17 protein-coding genes are annotated in these 21,536 nt (G+C 59.3%); 9 read left to right on the plus strand and 8 right to left on the minus strand.

The genetic code is table 11. The annotated features are described in order from the left end of the window. Nucleotides 1-7: 7 nt before the first annotated feature. The gene (locus tag MSL71_RS21430; protein ID WP_180144666.1) at nt 8-3,370 is read right to left on the minus strand and encodes a UvrD-helicase domain-containing protein; all 3,363 of its coding nucleotides are present in this window, start codon (nt 3,368-3,370) and stop codon (nt 8-10) included. 468 nt (nt 3,371-3,838) lie between these two features. Between MSL71_RS21430 and MSL71_RS21435 the strand changes: the two genes are divergently transcribed. The 6 genes from MSL71_RS21435 to MSL71_RS21460 all read left to right on the plus strand — a co-directional run bounded on the left by MSL71_RS21435 (nt 3,839) and on the right by MSL71_RS21460 (nt 11,339). Beyond that, nucleotides 3,839-3,997, plus strand: a complete 159-nt coding sequence (locus MSL71_RS21435) for a hypothetical protein (RefSeq protein WP_180144669.1) — start codon at nt 3,839-3,841, stop codon at nt 3,995-3,997. A gap of 336 nt (nt 3,998-4,333) precedes the next feature. After that, on the plus strand, nt 4,334-5,140 hold the full coding sequence (locus tag MSL71_RS21440; protein ID WP_180144672.1) for a hypothetical protein: 807 nt from the start codon (nt 4,334-4,336) through the stop codon (nt 5,138-5,140). A 53-nt stretch (nt 5,141-5,193) separates the two neighbouring features. Further along, nucleotides 5,194-6,270: a PorV/PorQ family protein gene (locus tag MSL71_RS21445; RefSeq protein ID WP_180144675.1), complete on the plus strand. Its 1,077-nt coding sequence runs from the start codon at nt 5,194-5,196 to the stop codon at nt 6,268-6,270. 476 nt (nt 6,271-6,746) lie between these two features. Then, the gene (locus MSL71_RS21450) at nt 6,747-7,547 is read left to right on the plus strand and encodes a hypothetical protein (protein WP_180144678.1); all 801 of its coding nucleotides are present in this window, start codon (nt 6,747-6,749) and stop codon (nt 7,545-7,547) included. Nucleotides 7,548-7,759: 212 nt separating this feature from the next. Further along, nucleotides 7,760-8,863 carry a hypothetical protein gene (locus MSL71_RS21455; protein ID WP_180144681.1) on the plus strand — a complete coding sequence of 368 codons (1,104 nt, stop codon included), beginning with the start codon at nt 7,760-7,762 and terminating at the stop codon, nt 8,861-8,863. Nucleotides 8,864-9,170: 307 nt separating this feature from the next. Beyond that, a complete protein-coding gene (locus MSL71_RS21460; RefSeq protein ID WP_180144683.1) occupies nt 9,171-11,339 on the plus strand; it encodes an acetate--CoA ligase family protein in 2,169 nt (722 codons plus the stop codon). A gap of 60 nt (nt 11,340-11,399) precedes the next feature. Here the strand turns inward: MSL71_RS21460 and MSL71_RS21465 are convergent, their stop codons facing one another. Beyond that, a complete protein-coding gene (locus tag MSL71_RS21465; protein ID WP_180144686.1) occupies nt 11,400-12,224 on the minus strand; it encodes a pterin-binding domain-containing protein in 825 nt (274 codons plus the stop codon). Between the two features lie 451 nt (nt 12,225-12,675). On the opposite strand from MSL71_RS21465, the gene MSL71_RS21470 reads away from it, so the two are divergent. Beyond that, nucleotides 12,676-13,134 carry a hypothetical protein gene (locus MSL71_RS21470; protein ID WP_180144689.1) on the plus strand — a complete coding sequence of 153 codons (459 nt, stop codon included), beginning with the start codon at nt 12,676-12,678 and terminating at the stop codon, nt 13,132-13,134. Between the two features lie 100 nt (nt 13,135-13,234). On the opposite strand, the gene MSL71_RS21475 is transcribed toward MSL71_RS21470, so the two are convergent. The 5 genes from MSL71_RS21475 to MSL71_RS21495 all read right to left on the minus strand — a co-directional run bounded on the left by MSL71_RS21475 (nt 13,235) and on the right by MSL71_RS21495 (nt 18,195). After that, nucleotides 13,235-13,942 carry an ABC transporter ATP-binding protein gene (locus tag MSL71_RS21475; protein WP_180144692.1) on the minus strand — a complete coding sequence of 236 codons (708 nt, stop codon included), beginning with the start codon at nt 13,940-13,942 and terminating at the stop codon, nt 13,235-13,237. Continuing rightward, complete coding sequence (locus tag MSL71_RS21480) at nt 13,935-14,732, minus strand: ABC transporter ATP-binding protein (protein ID WP_180144696.1); 798 nt, start codon at nt 14,730-14,732, stop codon at nt 13,935-13,937. The genes MSL71_RS21475 and MSL71_RS21480 overlap by 8 nt, the downstream gene beginning before the upstream one ends. Nucleotide 14,733: 1 nt before the next feature. Beyond that, nucleotides 14,734-15,987 (minus strand): high-affinity branched-chain amino acid ABC transporter permease LivM, encoded by a 1,254-nt coding sequence (gene livM, locus MSL71_RS21485; RefSeq protein ID WP_180144699.1) that lies wholly within the window; start codon nt 15,985-15,987, stop codon nt 14,734-14,736. A 65-nt stretch (nt 15,988-16,052) separates the two neighbouring features. Then, nucleotides 16,053-16,961, minus strand: a complete 909-nt coding sequence (locus MSL71_RS21490) for a branched-chain amino acid ABC transporter permease (RefSeq protein ID WP_218951103.1) — start codon at nt 16,959-16,961, stop codon at nt 16,053-16,055. A 103-nt stretch (nt 16,962-17,064) separates the two neighbouring features. Next, on the minus strand, nt 17,065-18,195 hold the full coding sequence (locus MSL71_RS21495) for a branched-chain amino acid ABC transporter substrate-binding protein (RefSeq protein WP_180144702.1): 1,131 nt from the start codon (nt 18,193-18,195) through the stop codon (nt 17,065-17,067). A gap of 551 nt (nt 18,196-18,746) precedes the next feature. On the opposite strand from MSL71_RS21495, the gene MSL71_RS21500 reads away from it, so the two are divergent. Further along, entirely contained in the window at nt 18,747-19,418 is a 672-nt protein-coding gene (locus MSL71_RS21500) for a CBS and ACT domain-containing protein (RefSeq protein ID WP_180144714.1), read from the plus strand. Between the two features lie 103 nt (nt 19,419-19,521). After that, on the plus strand, nt 19,522-19,854 hold the full coding sequence (locus tag MSL71_RS21505; protein WP_180144717.1) for a DUF4404 domain-containing protein: 333 nt from the start codon (nt 19,522-19,524) through the stop codon (nt 19,852-19,854). A gap of 125 nt (nt 19,855-19,979) precedes the next feature. On the opposite strand, the gene guaD is transcribed toward MSL71_RS21505, so the two are convergent. Next, nucleotides 19,980-21,299 carry a guanine deaminase gene (gene guaD, locus MSL71_RS21510; RefSeq protein ID WP_180144720.1) on the minus strand — a complete coding sequence of 440 codons (1,320 nt, stop codon included), beginning with the start codon at nt 21,297-21,299 and terminating at the stop codon, nt 19,980-19,982. Between the last annotated feature and the right edge of the window lie 237 nt (nt 21,300-21,536).

A 21,536-nucleotide genomic window follows, 5' to 3' on the forward strand; every position in this document is an offset into this window, starting at 1 on the left:
GGGCTGTTTAGAACAGGGACATCTGCACCGGGCCCTGGGCCTTTTTTTGGGGGAGGGTGCGTTGCCGGCTCTGTTTCAGGTGCTCTTCGATGTCGGACAGGTAGGGGGAAGGGGCGCACTCCACGGGCTCGCCAAAGCGGAGGCGCCTGGCCGCGTGGGTAAGGAAGAGGCGCTCTTTGGCCCGGGTCATGCCCACGTAAAAGAGGCGGCGCTCTTCCTCGGGGTCGCCGGGCTCTCCGTACGCGGGTTCAAAGGGAAGGTTTCCCGCTTCGCAGCCTGCGATGAAGACCACTGGAAACTCAAGGCCCTTGGATGCGTGGAGGGTGAGGATGCTCACTTTCTCGGCCTTGACGGCAAGGGTGTCCTGCTCCTTTACCAGGGCGGTCTGGGCGAGAAACCGGGCTGTGGAGCCCCGGGTTCCAAAGGCTTCGGCCCGGTCCATGAGGGCTGTGAAGGCATCTGCCAGCATCTCGTCTTTTTGGCGCTCTTCGGCAACGGCGGGAAGCTTTTCGAGCAGGCAGCGGATCTGCACGGCCGGTGCGTGGCTTTCGCAGGCCATCCGAAGCTTCAGGATCGCTCCCAGGGCGTCCACCATCGCCTCCCGGTCGCTGCACCAGGTGTCGGTGAGCAGGTAGGGGTTGGCGATGAGGTCTGCCATACCCAGCTGGGTTCCGTCTTTGGAGACAGGGGGGTAGAGGGGGAAGGTCACGGACTTGCCGGAGAACAGGGGAAGGGCGGTTTCCAGGTCCATGAGGCTTCCGCAGTCCGTGGCAAGTTTTACGGCGGCGATGAAGCGGTGCATGACGGGGTGGTCGAAGGTGCCTCCCTTGGCGGTGACGGCACAGGGAATTCCGGCTGCCGTAAGTTTTGCGGCGATTTCCACGCCGTGGGCATGGGTGCGGGTGAGGATCGCCATGTCTCCGAAGCTCAGGTCCGTCTCGTTACAGGTGGCCCCGCCGAAATCCATGGAGTGGAACCCTATGCCCCCGATGAGCTGTTCAACCTGTTTCCCGATGGCAACGGCCTCCTCCTCGCCGCTGCGGCAGGGGAGGATGGTGATGTGCCTGGCGCCGTCGATGTCGGAGATGACTTTTGTCTTGTCCCCCAGGATGCTTCCCGACGCCGCCAGGATGGTTTTGCTGGATCGGTAGTTCTGGGTCAGGGTGATCCGGGTTGCGTCGGGCTGATCCGAGAGGAACCGGTGGAAGTAGTGGGCCGACGACCCCCGGAATCCGTAAATGGCCTGGTCCGGGTCACCGATGACGCAGATGGCGTGTCCTTGGGGGGCCAGAAGCTGAGTGAGGCGGTACTGGGCATGGTTCAGGTCCTGGTACTCGTCGATGAAGATATGTGCAAACCGCCGGGTGAGTTCGCTCCGGAAATCGGTGTCTTCTTCCAGGGCCCGGACAAGTCGGAAAATAAGGCCCTCGAAATCCATGAGGCCGTTTCGCTTCAGGAGCTGTTCGTAGGCGCTGTAGCAGCGCCGGAAAAGGTCGGCATGGATCTCCGTGACCCTGGAGAGGTCGTCGTCCGGCGAGATGAGCTGCTGGCGCGCCCGCTCAATGAGCCTGCTCAGGTGTCCGGGGCGCATGGTTTTACGCTCTTCCGCAGACAGGGAGACAAGGAGCGCCTCTTTCAGCAACCGCTTTCTGGCGGTGTCGTCGGCGATGGCCACGGGCATTTTTTCCCGTTGGTTCAACAGGTCCAGGGCCAGGGCGTGGAAGGTGCAGGCCAGGGGGATGCGGTGGCCGATGAGCCCCCGGAGGCGCTCGGCCATCTCCTCGGCGGCACGGTTGGTGAAGGTGATGGCAAGGACGGAGTCCGGGTCGATGCCGTTTTCAACCAGGCGTGCGATGCGCCGGGTGATGGTGTGGGTTTTGCCTGTCCCCGGCCCTGCCACGATGAGAAGGGGGCCCGGGGGGTGGTTCACGGCTTCATCCTGCAGGGCGTTGAGGCCTTTGGCGGGAGCGGCCGGAGGCTCAGGGACGGTGTCGTTTTTTTTTACGGCCGGTGGCGCCGGTTTGGCAGATGGCCCTGCTTCACGGATGCGATCCGCAGGGGGCGCTTTGGGGACCTGAAAGAGAAGGGTCTGGCCGGGAAGCTCGGCCTTGTCGTCTTCTGAAAAGACTTTGACCACCCCGTACTCTCCGTCGAATCCGCCTTCGAGTACCACCCGGCGCTGTCGGACCCGCATGATGGCCTCGCCGAGGAGGGGAATCCCTGATTCGGAAAGCTCGTCGCGGGAGCGATCCCGCAGAATGGCAAGTTCAGGGCCCAGCTTGGTGATGAGGCCCGAGAGCTGTGTCTGGACCTTTTTGGATTTTGGGCCCACGGAGAAGATCTCCGAGAGAATTTCCTCTAATGGAATGAGGCTCTCAAACCCAGGGTAGCGGGGGGAGACGGTCTCCGCCTCCTCTTCGGACCGGTCGGCCAGCGCGAGGACCCGGTGCAGTACGCCCAGCGTCAGGGGTTTGCCGCATACCGGGCACAGGTCTCCCAGGGCCACCGACTCCTGGGGCTCCAGGCTTACCCCGCATTTGCGGTGGCCGTCCATGTGGTACTTTCCCTCTTCGGGGAAAAATTCCAGGGTCCCCTCAAAGCCGGGATTCCCTTCGGCCTTCAGGGCATGGAAGATGGCGTCGTAGGAGAGCTCCGTGTCAAAAAGGTTGGCTTCTCGGGCCAGCTTGGCTGGTGAATGGGCATCGGAGTTGGAGATGAGGGTGATGCCGTCCAGCATGGAGACCCGCCGGTTCATGGGAGGGTCTGAGGAGAGCCCGGTTTCCCCGGCAAAGATGTGGTCGCTCAGGTCGCCGAAACAGGCCGACACCGAGTCAAAACCGGATTTGGACCCCAGCATGGAGAACCAGGGGGTCCAGATGTGGGCGGGGATCAGAACGCCGGCATCGTCGGTTTCAAGGACGATTTCCAGGAGGTCGCGGGCGTCGAGTCCCAGGATCGGGCGGCCGTCCGAGGTGATGTTTCCGATGGCGTCGAGTTTTTTGTTGAAGGCTTTGGCTGAGTCGATGCTCGGGAAAAAAACGAGGTTATGGTTTTTTCGGGTGGCCCCGTCTTTTTTGTAGATGCAGCTGATCTCAGCGGAGAGCATGTAGTGCAGCTCCCCGGAAACGGAAGGAGACAGGCCCTCGGCGGATGCCTCGGCCAGGTCGGGCCGCAAGGTAAACAGGCCACCACCGGTGGGAACAAGTTTTTCCTCAATGTCGGCCATCCAGGCCGGGTGCGTAAAATCACCGGTGCCGAGCAGGTCGATGCCCTTGAGGCGGGCATGGCGGTATAGGGTTTCAAGGTCAAGGTCCCGTGATGTGGCCCGTGAGTACTTAGAATGAATATGAAGATCGGCGATAAACGGCATAATTCTCCCCGCAGGTGGTTCATTTGTTGGGCACATCATAGTGCAGGCACAGGGCAAAGGTCCACAGGAATATCCGGGCGTGACCCGGGGAGGGGGCACATCAGCGGCGTGTGAACTCCGACGACGTTTTACATTTCTAAAGATGCAGAAGAATATGACTTTATATGCTTCTGCTGCGTGGGTATCGGTGTGGAGGGCTTTATTACCACAAGAGTCAAGCTGAGGGAACAGGGGTTGATTGTCACGATCTGTCTGAAATTCTTTGGTGTTGTCTGGCCCGGGGTGGCGTGGGGAATTCTCCCGGATTTTTAATGCTATTAACTTATATACGGGGCCTTCAATATCTCATATGATGCGTGGTGAGTGGTAATTTGCATGTCTGCAGAGGTTTAATCGTTTTAAAAGGTAAGGGGGGATGAAGAGATGCCCGGTTTGGACCAAAGAGAACGACAAGCGATGGAGGATCGGATGAATCGTCTGGCTTCCAAGGAAGAAGAATATCGCATATCACGCAAGCTTGCAGAGTATATCGATATGCTTGAGACCTATCTCATTGAGATGGACGAACGGGTGGCATCCCTGGAGACGATGCTTGGGCTGAGAGGCCTTGAGCCTCCGCAATACTGAGCCCCATACCTGACCATAGCTTATCCGGGCCCCGCATGGAAACATGCGGGGCCTTTTTTTGTGCTGAGCGCCATTTTCCTTTCCACGACCTGCCTGCCTTGTTGTTTACTCCACGTTTAAAATCCGATTTTTAGCCATTCTATATCTAAAGAATGCTCCTAAGTGTGACGAATAGGAAATATATCGTCGGCAACCGGAGCTGTTCCCCGGATGGGATCTTTGTCCGGGCGGGCAGAACAGCGCCCCAGGGGCGCTGCTGCGTGCCGAGGCAGGGGGGGGCGCCTGCTCCGGGTCACCCTGGTGTTGAACCGTTTTGAGTTGTTATTGAGGGGAACTATGAACTTAAAGAACACCGGTAAATCGGCGGCTCCGTTGCGCGTGGCAATGGTGCTTTTCTGTCTGTTGTTTTTTTGTGCCTTCACCGTGGGGTGTGATGATGAATCGAGCCATGAATCGAAGCTGGAAGAAGCGCGGATGGCCATTGACGACGGCAATTACAGCAAAGCGATCTCTCTGCTGGACGGAATGGTGGGGACCGATGTTCTCCAAGTCCTTGCATCCGCCCATGCGGGTCTCGCAGGCATCGATACCTTTGAGATCCTGAAGCAGGTGGACGACGGGGGTTCGGGGGACGGGAGCATCGATCTCATCGGAAAAATGCTGGGGACCGGGGAGGACGACATCCTCACGGCTGCGGACATATCAACCAAGCTATCCGAAATCGACCTTGCCAAGTCCATCCTCCTGGACTCCGTGGGAGGGGTGGCGGCCAACCTCGATGACGACGGGAAGGTCAAGCTTGCCATCTACGGATTCACCGACATTGTGCTGGTGATGGGCAAAATGATCTCCTCAAAGGATGGCGACAAAGACGTGACCCTCACCGAAGAGGCCATCCGGGCCCTGGGGGGTGGGTTTGTAGAAGCGGACATCACAGGCCTGGCCCTGGGGGACGGTGTGGACCCCATGGTTCAGATCAACGGGGACTTAGATGCCGTTGAAGCAGGGATTACGGCCCTGGGGACCGGCATTGAGAACAACGACCTGGGCGAAGAGTTTGACGCGTTTTTGAAAGAGATCGACACCAGTAGCGACGGCTATGTCAGCGCAACGGAATTTGTGACGTACCTCAACACGATTTAATAAGGGCCCCAGGCACAACGGAGATGATGATGGTTTTAAAGATGTATGGAAAAATGTCTATTTTGGTGGCAGCTGTTCTTCTTCTGGCCTCTTCGGGCTGGGCCGAGCCCTACCGTTCCATGAATATGGGCGCGCGTCCCCTGGGCATGGGCGGTGCTTTTACCGCCGTGGCCGATGATCAAAACGCCATCGACTACAACCCGGCAGGGCTGAGCCGGGCACGGAATTTTGGCATGGGCGTCCTCAACCCCCTGGTGGAGGCCTCCGAGGACAGCTATGACCTCTACAATGATTTTGACGACATCGACGAGAACGACACAGCGGAAGTGACCGAGCTGCTGAGAAAATACGTGGGGGAGAACCACCACGTGAAGCTCGCTGCCGACCTGTATGCGGGGTTCCGCATGGGCAACGCCGGGGTGATGGTGGCAGGTGTCGGCAGGGGGTATGCGGACATGGCCATTCGAAACCCTACTTACCCGGAACTGCACCTTACCTCGGACATCGACTACGGCGGGCAGGTGGGTGTAGGCTACGAGCTGGCCATGATACCGGGCCTGAGCATCGGCGTGGGGGTGAAAGCCCTGAACCGGAAAAGTATCGACGAGGTCTACACGGCCGTGGACATTGCCGACGATGATTTCGAAGACACCCTGGAAGATGACCAGAAGGACGGCAGCGATGCGTCCTTTGACCTGGGCATGATCTGGAGCAGCGAAATTGAAGGGTTGACCCGTGTGAGCCTTGGCCTTGCGGGAATCAATATCAAGGAGATGGATTTTGGCGACGCACGGGACCAGAAAACCCAGTACAACGCCGGGGTGGCCTTTACCCAGAGTTTTTTCGGGTGCACCCTGACCGAAGCCTTTGACTATCATGACATCACAGACAACCTCGCCGAAGACGACTCCACGGAGAAGAAACTTCACATGGGGGCTGAGTTGAAGTTTCCCATGCTCCTGGCCTTAAGGGGCGGTCTCTCCCAGGGGTACTACACGGCCGGTGCCACCCTGGATTTCAAGGTGCTGCGTGTTGATGTGGCCACCTACGGAGAAGAGATGGGGGCTTACGCCGGGCAGAAAGAGGACCGAAGGTATGTGGCGCAGATCTCCATGGGTTGGAGCTGGTAAGAACGCATACCGAGCAAGGTGGTCCACCCTATAATAATACCCTAATATACATCCGCGCGTTTTTCGGAGACCAGGAAAGCGCGCGGATGGAACCAAGGGCGTTTCTGCGGTCTCCCTCCCATGGGGTTGTGAGAGGCAGGCGTCATCGTCATGGAGAAGGCCTTGCCTTTACGGCCCTTCTCCCCGATAATGAAAAACACGGACATGCGATACAGCATGCGGCACCTCCCCAGAGAATCAACCGATTCGACCTCCCCTTTATCATGAGCGTCCCGAGTCTCCACCAGGGCCTGTTTCTCCGGCCCGTGGCAGCCCGCGTCCTGAGCAGGGCCTTCGCACCTGCGGACTGGGTTCCATGCCCCTTTACCTTATAAGACTTACATACACAGACATTTCGGCGCATGACCGGCGGTGAGTTCTGGAATTCGCCCCGGGATGCGTTGCAACCCGGCAGGATTAGAATCACGGGAGGGACGATGCATTCAACCCGTTTCGGCTCATGTGTTGTGGGCTATCTTGCGGCCGTTTTGGCCTGCGTGTTGTTTCTGGCATTCCTTGGCGTGGGGTGCGACGACAGCGACAGCTACGAGGCCCGCCTTGAAGAGGCCAGGATTGCCGCTGACGGCGGTGACTACGACACGGCCATCGCCATCCTCTCCGGCCTGGAGCAGACCGGGGAGGTGCTGGAGAACCTCTCCACCGCCTATGCGGGCAAAGCTGGGGTCGACAGTTTAGCCATATACAGCGGTGCCGCTGATGGAGGCGGCGGCACCATCGATCAGTTCGGCAGGATGCTGGGCCAAGGAGACGAGGGGCTGCTGGCCTGCTCCGAGATCGGTGCCACGCTCTCAACCATGGATCAGGCCATCACCGCGCTCATTGGGTCTGCTGGGGGCACATCCGGTTTGAGCGATTACGGCAAGGCCAAGCTGGGGATCTACGGGCTCACCGATGCGGTGCTGATCCTCGGCCAGATTTTTTGCCGCAACTTCGGGGACCGCTTTACGCCCCCCGATTTCGTGGGGCTCACCGAGGCCTGGATAAAAGAGGCCCGGGGGCTGGTTGCCGGGGACTTTGTCACCTTGCGTATCACCCCGGAGGAGCTTGCGCAGATTAACCGGGATGTCGGCTTTGTCTCACTGGCCGCAGCGGCCCTTGGGCCGGGAAACGTTCTGGGAAGGGAGTTCGAGGCGTTCCTTGGAGAGATCGATACAGGCGGAGACGGGGCTGTCTCCTTTATCGAGCTGATCGACTATGTCAACACCCTGGGGGAGTAGAACCAGGGTAAACGCAGCTCGATTTTGCCTCCGGCGGCCCTGCCGGGGGGCAAACTTTTGAAAAGTTTGACAAACAGGTTTTGTTTTTTTGCGTGTCTTGATTACCGGAACGTTTTTGCGGAGCTTTTTTCAAAAAGCGACCCGCCGGAGGCAACGGAATTGTTAAATGCGTTGGCCCTGGGAGTAGAACCCGTATGCGCACGGAGGAATCCATGGGAAAACCGGTGTACACACTGCAATGCCTCCTTGTTGCCGCCGTGCTTTTTCTTTCGGCGGCCACCGGAAGGTGCGAGCCGTATCGGTCGGGTCTCATGGGCGTGCGGCCCCTGGGCATGGGCGGGGCCTTTACCGCCGTGGCCGACGACCGGAATGCTTTGGACTACAACCCCGCCGGCCTGAGCAGGCTCCGGGGAGGGAGCCTGGGGATCCTCAACCCCATGGTGGTCGCCTCCGAGGATACCTTTGACCTGTACAGCGATTACGACGACATTGACCAGGACGATGTCATCGAGGTCACCGAATTGTTGCGAAAGTACGTGGGGGAGAACCATCACATCACCCTGGGGGCGGATATTCATGCGGGGTTTCGCCTGGGCAACGTGGGCGTGATGGTGGCAGGGGTTGGCAGGGCCGTGGCGGACCTGACCATTCGCAACCCGGTCTATCCGGAACTCCGAATCGTCTCCGATATCGATTACGGTGGCAAGGCCGGTGCGGGCTATGAGCTTCCCCATGTGCCGGGTCTGAGCCTCGGGGTGGGCGTGACGGCCTTGAACCGCAGCAGCATCATGGAGACCTATACGGCCCTGGATATCGCCGACGGAGATTTTGAGGACACCCTTGACGACGACCAGGTGGACGGGAGTGATGCCTCCTTTGATCTGGGCATGATCTGGCGCAGGGAGATTGAAGGGGTGACCGACGTCAGCCTGGGCGTTGCGGGCATCAACATCCGGGAGATGGATTTCGGGGAGGCCCGGGACCAGGAGTCCCAGTTCAATGCAGGGGTTGCTTTTACCCAGCGGTTTTTCGGGTTTTCCCTCACCGAGGCCTTTGATTATCACGACATCACGGACAACCTCACCGACGATGGCTCCACGGAGAAGAAGCTTCACATGGGGGCTGAACTCGTATTTCCCATTCTGCTGACCCTTCGGACCGGGCTCTCCCAGGGGTATTACACGGCCGGGGTGACTGTGGATGTTTCTTTTCTGCGACTTGATGCGGCCACCTACGGAGAGGAGGTCGGTGTCACCGGAGGCCAGAAAGAGGACCGTCGCTTTGCGGCCCAGCTCTCCGCCGGGTGGAGCTGGTAGGTTTTTTTTACATGGTGACGGGATGTGGACGAGAAAAGGGAACGGAGCCGCCTCAGGGCAGCTCCGTTTTTGTTTTTTTGCGTGTGTTCGGGTCCCTTGAAGGGGAACTGTTTGACATGATCCTTTAAAATGGGGTTTACTGCAAACGAAGATTTTGCGTTTCCTTGTTTTCTCGCCACCTGCAAGGTGTTTTTTTTGTCCTGCGCCGGAAGGGAAAGGGGCCGGAATGCCTAGGTGGTTGTCGTTGCTTTGATGCTCAAAGGTTTCTGCCGATTTGACATCAACCCACAGCCAAGGAGGTCGACCCATGGGACACAGTCTGGACGCCATCTTTTCACCTCAATCCATTGCCGTTCTCGGCACGTCTACCACCAAGGGAAAGGTGGGCCACGACATCTTCAGCAATATCCTGCACGGGGGGTTCCAGGGCACCCTCTACCCGGTGAACCCCAAAGCCAAATCCATCCTGAGCGTTCGCTGCTACGAGTCGATCCTCTCCATCCCCGACCCCATCGACCTGGCCCTGGTCATCCTGCCCCCGCCGGCTGCCCTGAAAGCCATTGAGCAGTGCGTGATCAAAAAGGTCAAAGGGGTGGTGATCATCTCGGCGGGCTTTAAGGAGGTCGGGGGGGAAGGCCTGGAGATCGAGGAGAAGATCAAGGTCATCTGCAAGGAGGCCGGGATCCGCATCGTGGGGCCCAACTGCCTGGGGGTGATCAACCCGTCGCCCACCGTGTCTCTTAACGCCAGCTTCTCTGCGCGCATGCCCTCCAAGGGCAACATCTCCTTTATCTCCCAGAGCGGGGCCCTCTGCACGGCGGTCCTTGACTTTGCGGCGGATCGCGGCTTCGGGTTTTCCAAGTTTGTCTCCATCGGAAACAAGGCCGACGTGGATGAGCTGGACCTGCTTCGGTATTACCACGCCGATCCTGAGACCCACGTGATCATGATTTATATGGAGGAACTCGGGCGCAAGGGCAAGGAGTTCATCGACGTGGCCAAGGAGATCACCTCCGGGGACAACCCCACCCCGGTGCTGGTGATCAAGTCCGGGCGCTCGGTGGCCGGGGCTGCAGCTGCCGCGTCCCATACCGGCTCCCTGGCCGGAACGGATGCTGTATACGACGCGCTGTTTGCAGAGGCCGGGATCATCCGCTGCGAGTCGGTGAACGAACTGTTTGACCTGGCCCAGGGCTTCTCTCCGAGGAAGTACCCCACCGGACGGAACATCGCCATTGTCACCAACGCGGGGGGACCGGGGATCATCGCCACGGACATGACGGAAAACGCGGGCATGAACCTTGCCGTGTTCAGCGAAGAGACCGTGGAGGAGCTTAAGCGCCACCTGCCCCCCACGGCAAACTTCAACAACCCGGTGGACGTCATCGGGGACGCTGCCCGGGACCGTTACGAAAACGCATTGACCACGGTGATCAGCGACGAAGGGGTGGACGGCGCCCTCATCATCCTGACCCCCCAGTCCATGACCGATGCCATCGGCACGGCCACGGCCATCTCCGAGATCTCACGGCGGACCTTAAAGCCCATTACCTGTGCCTTTATGGGGGTTGTGGACGTTTCCCCCGGGGTGAAGATCCTCCAGAAGGCCGGGGTGCCGGTGTACGATTTCCCCGAAAACGCGGCCAAGGTGCTGGGGAAACTCTACCTTGCCCATTGCTGGCTGAGTCGCCGGGTCCTTCCCCAGTATAAACTGGAGGTTGACGAAGAACGGGCCCGGGCCCTTATCCGGGGATACCTGGACAACGGAGATACCCTTTTGGGCGAGTACGAGGGGAGCAGCATCCTTCAGTGCTACGGCCTCAGGACATTGGACATGGAGATCGCCACCTCGCCGTCGGAGGCCGTGGACATTGCGCGGCGCATCGGGTACCCCGTGGTGATGAAGATTGTCTCGCCCGATATTATCCATAAATCCGACGCCAAAGGGGTCCGGGTGGGGATTCGGGAACCCGCCGAGGTGGAGGCCGCCTACGCAGATATCCTTGCGTGTGCCGAAGCCTACAAGGAAGACGCCCGCATTCGGGGGGTCCTGGTTCAGCAGATGGCCATGGCAGGGGATGAGGTGATCATCGGGACCAAGCAGGACGAGCAGTTCGGCCCCATGGTGATGTTTGGTTTTGGAGGGATCTTTGTGGAGCTCTTTAAAGACGTGGTCTTTCGTGTGGCCCCCTTTGGTCGCAACACGGCGCGTCGCATGATCAAGAGCATTCGGGCCTATCCCCTGCTCACCGGGTTCAGGGGCAAGCCCGTTGCCGATATCGAGGAGATTGAAAAATGCCTGGCCCGGGTTGCGCGGATGGTGACCGATCACCCGGAGATCCGGGAGCTGGATATCAACCCCATGCTGGTGCACCCCAAGGGCAAAGGGGCCACCGTGGCCGACATTGTCCTGCGCCTGCAGGATCTCTCCGAGCCTGGCTGCGACGAGGGTGATGACGAGCCTACCGAGCCGTAAAGGGCAAGACTGTTTGACACACATAAAAAGCGCCGTGGAGAAAGGCTCCACGGCGTTTTTTTATTTCAGGGCTTCCCAGGAGAAGGGAAGACCGCCGGTGAGGAGGTTGGCGGCGTGGACCGCGCGGACGCTCTCCTTCCGGTTGGTGTTCATGAGGATGTAATCCAGCCCGGCTTCGGCCAGCAGGGGGATGTAGGTGTGCTCCATGGTTTTGCGCTTGTCCTCGGGGACCTTGCCGCTGGTGAGGTTGGAGAGCCCGGCCATGCTTTGGACGGGCCGTCCGGCAAGTTCCTCCAGGGCTCGCAGGGTGCGGATCACCTCCAGGGCCTGGAACGCCCCTTCGTCCCAGAGCAGGGGCACCACCACCGGGTCTACGATGAGCCGGTCCAGGAGGTCTGTGCCTGCCTCGGCAACGGCCGTGAAGAGGTGGGCTGCCACATGGAGCCGTCCGTCCGGTTCCGTGGGCACCGCCCCGGTTTCCGTGAGCAGGTATCCCACAAAACGGGCCTGTTCATGCCGGGCCATCAGGGGGAGAAGTGCGGCCAGGCGGTCCGGGTGGAGGGAAAACCCGTTGATGTGGATGTCCGGGTGGCCCGTTTCCAGGGCCTGGCGCGCGGGCTCTGCATGGGGGGAGTCGATGAACAGGGGCAACGGCGTGATGCCTCGCACCACATCGATGAGGTAGGGAACCACCGCGGGGCTGCGACTGCCAAGGGGCCCGATGTTCAGATCGATGGCGTGGGCACCGGTGGACAGGAGCCCCTGGATGACGGCCTCCATGGCCGGGGTGTCTTTTCGGGCCACAGCATCCTGAAGCATCGGGTTGATAAGCTGAAAGTTGTCGGAAACGATACGCATGGCAGGGGCCCTTTCATGTGCTGTCATGGGTTGGCGTCAGGGGCGCTCGGGGTTTGAAACCGGACAATGGCGTCAGGGGGTGGCCCAAACCGTTTTTTCCGGGGCGTTTTCCCGGTTGTTCCCACATGAAGGCAGAATGACTGGGGGTTTCTCCTGGATAAAAAAGGGGCAGGCGCATGGGATTGTCCCGGGAATTTGCATGATGCAACGTTCCTTCGGGGGGAATGCCCATGAAAATGATAAGGTGTATCTATAGACAAAGCATCACCTCCAAAATATTATGGACCCCACGTCGAAGTAAACACACGTTACGGCAAAGAACGCAGTCTGTTCGGAAAATCCCATCCTCTGATACCCGAAGACTCCTGTCAACAGTGATTTTTGCAACCTCCTCAGCGGATCGGCCGGGTTCGACACTTCAGCGATCTTCGCCTCATCTCACCTGAAATCAGTAATGTACAGATCATGGAGGTCTATTATGTTGGAGCAAAAGGAACGTCGTCTGGATGTCACCATGTGCCATCGATGCCTCATGCGTCAGAAAGCTGAAAAAGCACTTCAGGGTGAGCTGTGTGACAAAAGGGCGCCCCGCGGCCTGGCCTGGCTTTCCGACGGCGTGTATGCGGTGATTCCAGAAAAGGCACCTCAGATTTGCCAGGTGCTCTCCATCAGTCATGAATCCATGAGCTTTTTTTATTTCGGCGAACCGCCCCTGGAGCAGGGGCTCCTCTCCAGCGCGGAAATCGTGGTGACGGGTCGGGGGTTCCTGGCGGACAACCTTCCCTTTAAAGTGATCTCGGATACCCCTTTGGATGAGCGGGTGTCTGGAAAGACGGGCAAGCGTCTGTGCAAGGTGCGGTTCCTGGCCCTTAATGAGGCCTCCAGGGCCCAGGTCGATCATGTCATCGCATTGAAAGAGGTGGTTTCCATCCAGTAGCGGAGGAGAGGCATGGAAGAACAAACCAAAGGGGCGTTTCCACCGGTGAGCACGGTGGAGACGCCCCTTCGTATTTTTTATAAAGGGGGGAAAAAGCGTATCAGATACCGAGGTACGCCTTTTTTACCTCTTCATTGGCCAGGAGGTTTTCGGCGGTGTCCGAGAGGGTCACGGCGCCGTTTTCCATGACATAACCGCGGTGGGCCGATTTCAGGGCCAGGTTGGCGTTCTGCTCCACAAGGAAGATGGTGGTGCCGCTCTCCTTGTTGATGCGGGTGATGATGTCAAAGATCTGGCGGATGATCAGGGGGGCCAGGCCCAGGGAGGGCTCGTCCAGCAGCAGGAGGCGCGGCCGCGCCATGAGGGCCCGTGAGATGGCCAGCATCTGCTGTTCGCCCCCAGAAAGGGTGCCGCCTGCCTGGTGGCGCCGCTCCTTGAGGATGGGGAAGAGGTCCATGACGTACTCAAGGTCCTGCCGGACCCCGGTTTTGTCCTCCCGGAGATAGGCGCCCATGTCGAGGTTTTCCAGGATGCTCAGCTGGGGGAAGATGCGTCGCCCTTCGGGCACCTGGCAGAGGCCCATTTTGACGATTTTTTCCGGGCTCATGGCGTGGATTGGGACCCCGTCAAAGGTAATCTCCCCGGATCGGGGGGGCACCACACCGGAGATGGACATGAGGGTGGTGGTCTTGCCGGCCCCGTTGGCGCCGATGAGGGTGATGATTTCTCCCTCGTTGATCTCGATGGAGAGGTCCTTCAAGGCCTGGATGTTTCCGTAAAACGTGTTGATGTTGCTGATCTTAAGCATCGACCACCTCTTCTCCGAGATATGCCTTGATAACGGCGGGGTTGTTCTTGATCTCCATGGGGGTGCCGGTGGCGATCCTGCTTCCGTAGTCCATGACGTAGATGCGTTCGGAGAGGTTCATGACCAGCTTCATGTCGTGCTCGATGAGGAGGATGGTGATCTCCTCTTCATCCCGGATTTTCCGAATCAGGGTGTCGAGCTCCTGGGTCTCCTGGGGGTTCATGCCGGCGGCGGGTTCGTCCAGAAGCAGAAGGGCGGGGTCCGTGGCCATGGCCCGGGCAATCTCCAGGCGCCGCTGGGCCCCGTAGGGCAGGTTTTTGGCAAACTCGTCGGCCCAATCCGCCAGGTCCACCTTTTCAAGGAGCCCGTAGGCGTCGTCGGTGATCTGTTTCTCTTCCCGGCGGGCCGAAGGGGTCCGGGTCAGGGCGCTGAAGATACCGGACCGGGTCCGGATATGCCGTCCGATCATGACGTTTTCCAGCACCGTCATGTTCTGGAAGAGGCGGATATTCTGGAAGGTCCGGGTCATGCCGAGGGCGGCGATGCGGTTGGGCTTGATGCCGTTGATGCGGGTGGGGGGGCGGGTGCCGTCTCCCAGGAACACGTCTCCGCCGGTGGGGCTGTAGATGCCCGTCACGCAGTTGAAGAAGGTGGTCTTTCCCGCGCCGTTGGGTCCGATGAGGGCGACGATTTCGCCTTTTTCGATGGTCAGGTCCACATGGTTCAGGGCGCGGAGGCCTCCGAAGTCCATGGTGAGCTGCTTGACGTCCAGTATCGTTTCGGTGGCCATGCTAGTTCCGTCCTCCCCTGTCGATCTTGTAAATCTTGCGTACGTTGGCGATGATTCCCTGGGGGCGGAAGATCATCATCACCACCATGCTGGCGCCGAAGAGCAGCATGCGGTAGTTGCCCACCTCCCGGAGGTACTCGGGCAGGAGGATGAGGATCAGGGCGCCGATGATGACCCCCAGAATGGACCCCATGCCCCCCAGGACCACGATGGACAGGATGATGGCAGACTCCATGAAGGTGAAGCTCTGGGGGTTGATGAAGCCTGTCTTGGCGGCAAACAGAACCCCGGCCATTCCCGCGAAAAAGGCGCTTAAGGCAAAGGCGGTGAGCTTGGTGCGGGTGATGTTGATGCCCATGGCCTGGGAGGCGATCTCGTCTTCACGCATGGCCATGAGCGCCCTGCCGATGCGGGAGTTCTGGAGCCTGTAGGTGGCAAAGACCGTCAGGGCGGCCAGGCCCACGGCCAGGTAATAGACATACATGATGCCCTGCTGGGTGGTGAGTTCCATGCCGAAAAGGCCGGGTTTGGGGATCTGGGCGATGCCGCTGGGGCCGTGGGTGAGGGCGTCCCAGTTTTCCAGGGTGATGCGGGTCATCTCCCCGAAGCCCAGGGTGACGATGGCCAGGTAGTCTCCCCGCAGGCGCAGCACCGGGATGCCCAGGGCGATGCCGAAGACGGTGGCCAGGATCCCGCCCAGGGGAAGGGCGGCCCAGAAGCCGATGCCGAAGTGCATGTTCAAAAGGGCGTAGGTGTAGGCTCCCACCGCGTAAAAGGCCACGTATCCCAGGTGAAGGAGCCCTGCCAGGCCCACGGCGATGTTGAGGCCGAGGCCCAGGATCACATACATGAGGGCCGTGGTGAGGATGGTGGTCTGGTACTGGTTCACAAAGGGAAAGAGGAGGGCCGCCACCACCAGGAGTCCGTAGAAGGTGCGCTGGATCATGGGGTTGGATTCCCGGATGACCCCGTCCTTCGTGGGGCGGTCCGAGAGGGGGGCCTTTGCCATGCGCTTTGCAAGGCGGTTGCCGGTGAGCAGGGAGAGGGGGCTCTTGCCGGCGGCCTGGCTTTCCTGGAGGTAGCGCCAGATCAGGGAGACCAGAAAGCTCCCGATACCGATCATGAACATGTTGCGCCATCGCCAGGTGATGGCGTTTTCAATGGTGTTTACCTTGATCACCATGATGGGAAAGGTGAGAAAGATAAACCAGAGGGCGACGACAAACGATTTTTTTATTTCAGATAACTTGAACATCCTGGGTCCTGTATCCATGGTTGCGGTTCCGAAGGACGGCCCGGCATGCGGCGGGCCGCACCCGATCAAACCTTCTGGGTGGTGTTGCGCCCGAGGAGACCGGCAGGCCTGAAGATGAGAATCAGGACCAGCAGGGCAAAGGCGAAGACATCTTCATAATCGCTGGAGATGTAGCCGGTGGCCAGGCTCTCGGTCATGCCGAGGACAAGCCCCCCGAGCACGGCTCCGGGGATGCTGCCGATGCCTCCGAGGACGGCTGCGGTGAAGGCTTTGATGCCCGCCATGAAGCCGATGTAAAAGTTGATCTGTCCCATCTGGGAGGCCACCAGCACACCGCCGATGGCGGCCAGGCTGGAGCCGATAACAAAGGTAAAGGAGATCACCTTGTTTACGGAGATGCCCACCAGCATCGCCATGGTACGGTCCTGGGCCGTGGCTCGCATGGCCTTGCCCATGGTGGTGTATTTGATGATGTAGGTCAAAAGCAGCATGATCACCACGGTGGAGATGAGGATCACAAGGGAGGGGGAGCCGATGATATGGGAGTAGGGTTCCCAGAAGTCGAATTCGGGGATCAGTTCGGGAAAGGGGAGAAACTTGTCGGTCTGGGCCAGAAGCACGTAGTTCTGGAGAAAGATGGACATACCGATGGCGCTGATGAGGGGAGAGAGCCTCGGGGCTTTCCTCAGGGGCTTGTAGGCCACCTTTTCCACGGTGAAGCCGTAGGCCGAGGCCCAGATGACGGCCGCCAGCCCCGCCATGATGACGATGGCCAGGTGCGGAAAGCCCAGGACCGTCAGGACGCTGGCGACGATGAGGGCGGTGTAGGCCCCCAGCATGTAGATTTCGCCGTGGGCAAAGTTGATCAATTCGATGATGCCGTACACCATGGTGTACCCCAGGGCGATGAGGGCGTAGATACTGCCCTTCACCAGGCCTCCCAGAAAGAGTTCCAGAAAATACTCCAGATCCATATGTCCGTCTCCAACGGCCCTAACGTGGCCGGTCCTGCTTTGGGGCGGGCCCTTTACGGGCCCGCCCCTGTTTGATGTTGCGGTCAGGCATTAGGGGCCGGTCTTAGTTCAGCTCGACAAATTTGCCGCCCTGAACCCGGTACATGGTGAAGCCCACGCCGATGGGGTCGCCCTTTTCGTCGAAACGGATCTTGCCCAGGGGGGTGTCCACATCTTCGGTTCTCAGGGCCTTGACAACGGCGTCGTAGTCGGTGGAACCGGCTTTTTCAACGGCATTGAGGATGGCCAGGGTGGCGGCGTACGCTTCCAGGTAGAAGGCACCGGGGTCTTCGCCGAAGGCCTTCAGGTGCTGCTCCTTGGCTTTGATGGCAAGGGGGTTTTTGGAGTAGTCCATGGGACCGGAGACGTAGACGCCTTCGGCATCTTTGCCCGCCACCTTGATGAAGGTCTCGTCCTTGAGGCCGTCGGCACCCACAAACAGGGATTTTACCTTCTTTTTGTTCATCTGGCGGATGATCTTGGAGGCGTCGGAGTGGTAGCCACCCCAGATGACAACATCGGCGCGGGAGCGCTTCACCTTCTGGACAATGGGGCCGAAGCTGACGGACCCGGAGGTGACGCCTTCAAAGAGAACCACCTCGGCCTTGGGGCTGGCCTCCACAAATTCTTTGGCCAGCAGGGCCGCGCCTTTGCCGTAGTCGCCCTTGTCGTGGAGGATGGCGATTTTTTTGGCGCCCAAGGTTTCGATGACGAATTTGACCTGGAGCTCGGCCTGGACTTTGTCGTGGGCGATGGTGCGGAAGAAGTTGGGGTAGTCGCCGCTTACGGTGAGGTCCGGAGCGGTGGCGGACGGGGAGATGCAGACAAGACCGGCGCCGTTGTAAATGCCCAGGGCTGCCTTGGTGGCGCCGCTGCAGATGTGGCCGAGGACGATGTCCACGTTGCTGGTGACGAGTTTGGTGGCGGTACTTGCGGCCACTTCGGGCTTGCAGACGTCGTCTTCGGTGATCAGCTCAACCTGTTTTCCGAGGACGCCGCCGGCGGCGTTGATATCGGCGACAACAAAGCGGGCGGCGTTGACCGTGGGAAGACCGTAGGAGGCGAGGTCCCCACTGTGAGCGCCTGCGACCCCGAGCTTGATGGTGTCAGCCGCAAACACCTGGCCAGCTGTGAGACACAGCGCGAACAATACCGACAATACCGTAGCGGTTAAAGAAATACGAAACCGTTTCATGAGTCTCCCTTTTGATTGGAATTGAGTGAAAAACCGAATTAAATTTGCAAAACAACACCAAATCGTGCACCCTTGTATTTTCTTGGTAAGTCAAGATGTGGGGGGACGAGTCAGTAATCTTTTTTCATAATATAACCTTTGCGTAAAAGTCAATTGTAATTACGTGAAACATTGGGGAGGTGGGTGAGAATATCCTTAAGTATTTCAGGTGGTTTCTTTTGTATTTACAGAGTTTTACTTGACAGGGCCATGGCCATGGCATAGGCTTGAAAAAACGGGAATTATGATTCCCTATCATCCGTGAAACGGATGGCCTCGGGAACCTGTTGTCAAGGCTCTCGAGAGATACGGGCCCCATTGTCCATATTTTTCCGTGATGACGGCTCGTTGACTCGATTTATTTGGTTTTAGTAGATTAAAAATAAGATTTGTATTACTTATATTGATGTGTAGATCAGCAATGACAGGCTTGGAGAGGGGGCGTGCCTTTTAGGAATGGCGCGGGCGTGTTTCCTTGAAAATCCATTCTTTACCACGAGGGAGCAGTTATTATGTACGTTGGCAGAATCATGCACACCAACCTGATTACGGTTAAGCCTGAAACCACCATCAAACAGGCGATGGACCTGCTTAAGGAACATCACATCGAACACCTGGTCGTCCTTGATGATGCGGGCAATCTCAAAGGGATCCTGTCGGACAGGGACGTCAAGGCCAACCTGGCCTCTCCGGCGACCACCTTCAGCACCCATGAACTCAATTACCTTCTGGACCAGGTGACGGTGGGGATGATCATGGTGAAGAACGTGATCACCGTGACGCCTGGGACCCCGGTGGAAGACGCCGCCCTTGTGATTCGCGAAAACGAGATCAGCTCGCTGCCCGTGATGAAAGAGGGGCGTCCCGTGGGGATCGTCACCAAGACGGACGTCATGGGGGTGCTCATGGACGCCATCGGACTGGGGGAAGAGAACGAGAGGCTCATCGTGCTGGTGAGGAACCGTCTGGGCATGATCGCCGACATCACAAGTCGGCTGCGTGACGAGAGCATCAATATTGCGAGCCTGATCACCTGGCCGGAGAAAGGGCTCGAGGGGGTCTATCAGCTGGTGATCCGTGTGCACGGGCGGGACAAGGCCAAGGCTGTCCAGGTCCTGGAGTCCATGGGTCTTAAAGTGATCACCGGGTATGTCGAGGATCACTCTTCGTACGTATCCGATTGATGGGCGGGTCCAACCCGGATGCTTCACGGGCAACGACCGGTAAGGTCATGACAGCCGGTTGCTGTGGCGTATCCGGGGGAAGTGCCCGACAAGGAGGCACACCATGATTGAAAGCACCATGAAGCGTATCGAGGCTCTGCTTGAATCGGCAGATCAGATGGATCCGGTCAGGCGGCAGGAACTCCAGAAGCTCCTGGAGACACTCAAGGATGAGGTGAGGATCCTTGCGGAGAGCAACCAGGAGGAGGCGGAGAGCATTGCCGGGTTCACCGGGCTCACCACCCATGAGGTGGTACGGAAAAGCCCCGATCCCAAGCTGGTCTCCATTTCATCCGAGGGGCTCATGGCCTCGGTGGAGGGGCTGGAGGCGTCGCACCCCAGGCTGGTGTCGGCGGTCAACGCCCTGTGTACCTTTTTTTCGAATATGGGGATTTAAACGGTGGGTTGACGGCGGCCCGGGAGTGTCCGGGTTGCCGGTGCCTGTGTAAGTTCAAGGCGGGTGCAGCACCATGGGTGCTGCGCCCGCTTTTTTGTGTGGTACTTCGGCTTGAGACAGAGTGCTCAGGGTCGGGTGTAGGCCGGTTCGCCCAGGATGTGGGTGGCGGCCACAAAGCGGTCGTCCCCCAGGATCATCAGCACGAAGAGGAGCTCTTCAAGGCTTTCGGCCCGCTGGGCACGACGCGCCGAAATGGGCGTGGCCTCGGGGTCGATGACCACAAAGTCGGCCTCGGCCCCTTGCCGGAAGGTGCCGACGGCGTGTTCCAGTCCCAGGGTGCGGGCCCCGCCCAGGGTGGCAAGGTAAAAGGCGGTGGTGGCTGATAAGGGGGTGCGGCAGAGCTGGCACACCTTGAACCCTTCGGCCATGGTGTGGAACGGGGAAAAGGAGGTACCGCCGCCCACGTCGCTTCCCAGCCCCACGGGGATGCGGTGCCTCTCGGCGTTGTCCATGCGGAAGAGGCCGCTGCCCAGGAACAGGTTGGAGGAGGGGCAGAACGACACCGAGGCGCCGCTCCGGGTCAGGTGTTCATACTCCTCTTCACCCAGGTGGATGGCGTGGGCGAACACCGACCCCTTGCCCACGAGCCGGAACCGGTCGTAGACGTCCAGGTAGTTTGCAGCTTCCGGAAAGAGCTCCCGCACCGTGCGGATCTCCTCGTGGTTTTCCGAAAGATGGGTGTGCATGATCAGGCCGTCGGCCTGGGTCATGAGCTCTCCGGCGGCTTCCAGCTGCTCGCGGGTGGAGGTGACGGCAAAGCGCGGGGTCACGGCATAGCCCAGGCGCCCGGTGCCGTGCCAGCGGTCGATGAGGTCGCGGCTTTCGTCGTAGGCCGACTCCGGGGTGTCGGTGAGGGGGGCAGGGGCGTTGCGATCCATGAGGGTCTTGCCGGTGATGAATCGGAGCCTGCGCTTTTGTGCCTCCTGAAAAAGGGCCTCGGCGGACCCGGCGTGGACCGTGGCCATGGCAAGGGCCGTGGTGGTGCCGTTTTTCAGGGTCTCGTCAAAGAACCGGGTCGCTCCTTTTTGGCAGACCTTTTCATCGGCGAACCGCTGCTCCTCGGGGAAGGTGTAGGTGTCGAGCCAGTCCAGGAGCTCGATGCTGTTGGAGGCGATGACCGAGAGCTGCGGGGGGTGGATGTGGGTGTCGACAAAGCCGGGCATGATCAGCTTGCCTGAGTAGTCGTACCAGGTGGGCTCGGCGTCGTGGGGGATGGGGGCGCCGTTTCGGTCTCCGGCGTACAGCACGGAGCCGTCTTGGATGAGGAGAAGGCCGTCCGGGTGGTGGTGCCAGGCCTTTTTCCCTTTGCTCCTGGGGTCTTCCGTGAAGTAAAGGATATTTCCTTTTACAGCAATGAATTGCCTGTTTTTTTCTTGAGTGGACATTTTTATTTTATTTCACATGTTTTTGTAATACATATCGTGGTTCCGGTACCTTGGGTGATGTATGCGTCACGGGCAATGTCTGGGCCGAAAGCTGCAAGGTCCGGAAAAGAAGGATATCTCGTGTGCCTGTCATGGCATGGGCACAGGAGCTGTGCAGGTGTTTTTTTGTTGCCCAGGGGGAATGCCCGGGGGCTTGGAATTTTGACGCGACGGACAGATTAACCATTTTCATCCGGG

Origin of the sequence: Desulfoluna butyratoxydans (assembly GCF_900699765.1) — a bacterium.
GTDB classification, from domain to species: domain Bacteria; phylum Desulfobacterota; class Desulfobacteria; order Desulfobacterales; family Desulfolunaceae; genus Desulfoluna; species Desulfoluna butyratoxydans.